The sequence below is a fragment of the Roseovarius halophilus (ex Wu et al. 2025) genome (assembly GCF_047086965.1).
In genome coordinates this window covers 1-946 of record NZ_JBKOTX010000507.1, presented here as the reverse complement: position 1 = coordinate 946, position 946 = coordinate 1, and the positions used below count along the sequence as shown (strand labels likewise).

General features: G+C 61.6%; 2 protein-coding genes and 2 pseudogenes. 3 read left to right on the top strand and 1 reads right to left on the bottom strand.

Translation table 11 applies throughout. The features are described 5' to 3' along the window. Position 1 precedes the first annotated feature (1 nt). Positions 2–190 (top strand): phage terminase large subunit family protein, encoded by a 189-nt coding sequence (locus ACH107_RS33185; protein ID WP_412509838.1) that lies wholly within the window; start codon positions 2–4, stop codon positions 188–190. Here the strand turns inward: ACH107_RS33185 and ACH107_RS33180 are convergent. Further along, positions 121–438, bottom strand: a pseudogene (locus ACH107_RS33180) (hypothetical protein); the annotation flags it as partial. The gene ACH107_RS33185 and the pseudogene ACH107_RS33180 overlap by 70 nt on opposite strands. A gap of 126 nt (positions 439–564) precedes the next feature. Between ACH107_RS33180 and ACH107_RS33175 the strand changes: the two are divergent. After that, entirely contained in the window at positions 565–714 is a 150-nt protein-coding gene (locus ACH107_RS33175) for a hypothetical protein (protein ID WP_412509837.1), read from the top strand. Positions 715–756: 42 nt separating this feature from the next. After that, positions 757–946 (top strand): annotated as a pseudogene (locus ACH107_RS33170) (IS630 family transposase); the annotation flags it as partial.

The following is a 946-nucleotide window of genomic DNA, read 5'->3' as shown; positions in this document are numbered from 1 at the left end:
GATGGCGCGGGACACGCCGTGTTTGCAAGACAAGATCGCCAACCCGAAGTCGCGCGATGGCAACAACAAGATCCTGCACAAGCGGTTTGCGGGCGGGCATCTGACGATTGTGGGCGCCAACGCGCCGTCGGAGCCCAGCTTGCGGATTTCACGCAGCAGGCGCGCCCCGCTGAGATCGGGAAAAGCTTGAATACGCTCCTGCAAATAATCCTCATAAGGCTCGATCACCCGCGATCGCGGCTGGCGTGGCCCGTAAACCGGCGCTTCCAACCCACCGTCGAGATACTTCCGAACCGTCTTGCGGTCACAGCCAACCTTGCGCGCAATCGCAGAAACGCTCAGGCCCTGCTTCTTCAAATCATGGATCAAAACGATCTCCCTCAGTCCCTTCACCTGCCTGCCCCCGGTCAGTTCCTCGTTCAGGGCATCAGGCCTCATGTCCCGCGCCAGCGACAATTCCGAATAATTGGAGTTCGGAATTGCCCCTGACGCTCACGACTGGGGAAAATTCAAACGGCAGTTTTGGGGAGATTACGTCCGGCGATTACACAGGGTGGCCGATCCATGCCAGCCAGCCCCGTCGAGCACGAGGATGGCATGGACTCCGGGCGCAACGGTTCTCGAGATTTCCGCAAGATGCGCGTTCATCGCCTGCGTGTCGGCATGTGGGATGACCAACGCGGCGGTCTCGGCGCGCTAGTGCTCCCCGCCTGACGGAGGATTCAAAACTGCTCGCCGATGTGTCATTGTGGGGGCATGAGACGTAATGACATCTGCCTTTACCTGAGCCCCGCTGACCGAGCCGAACTCCAATCCCTGGTCGCCGACCGGAACACCCCGCGCAAGCTCGTCTGGCGGGCGAAGATCGTGCTGGCGACGGCGGATGGTCACGGCACGGGCGAGATCATGCGGCGCGCGGACACGTCGAAGCCGACCGTCTGGCGCT

Coding starts and splice junctions, on each gene's coding strand:
- ACH107_RS33175 (WP_412509837.1), top strand. CDS start 565: ATGCCAGCCAGCCCCGTCGAGCACGAGGATGGCATGGACTCCGGGCGC.
- ACH107_RS33185 (WP_412509838.1), top strand. CDS start 2: ATGGCGCGGGACACGCCGTGTTTGCAAGACAAGATCGCCAACCCGAAG.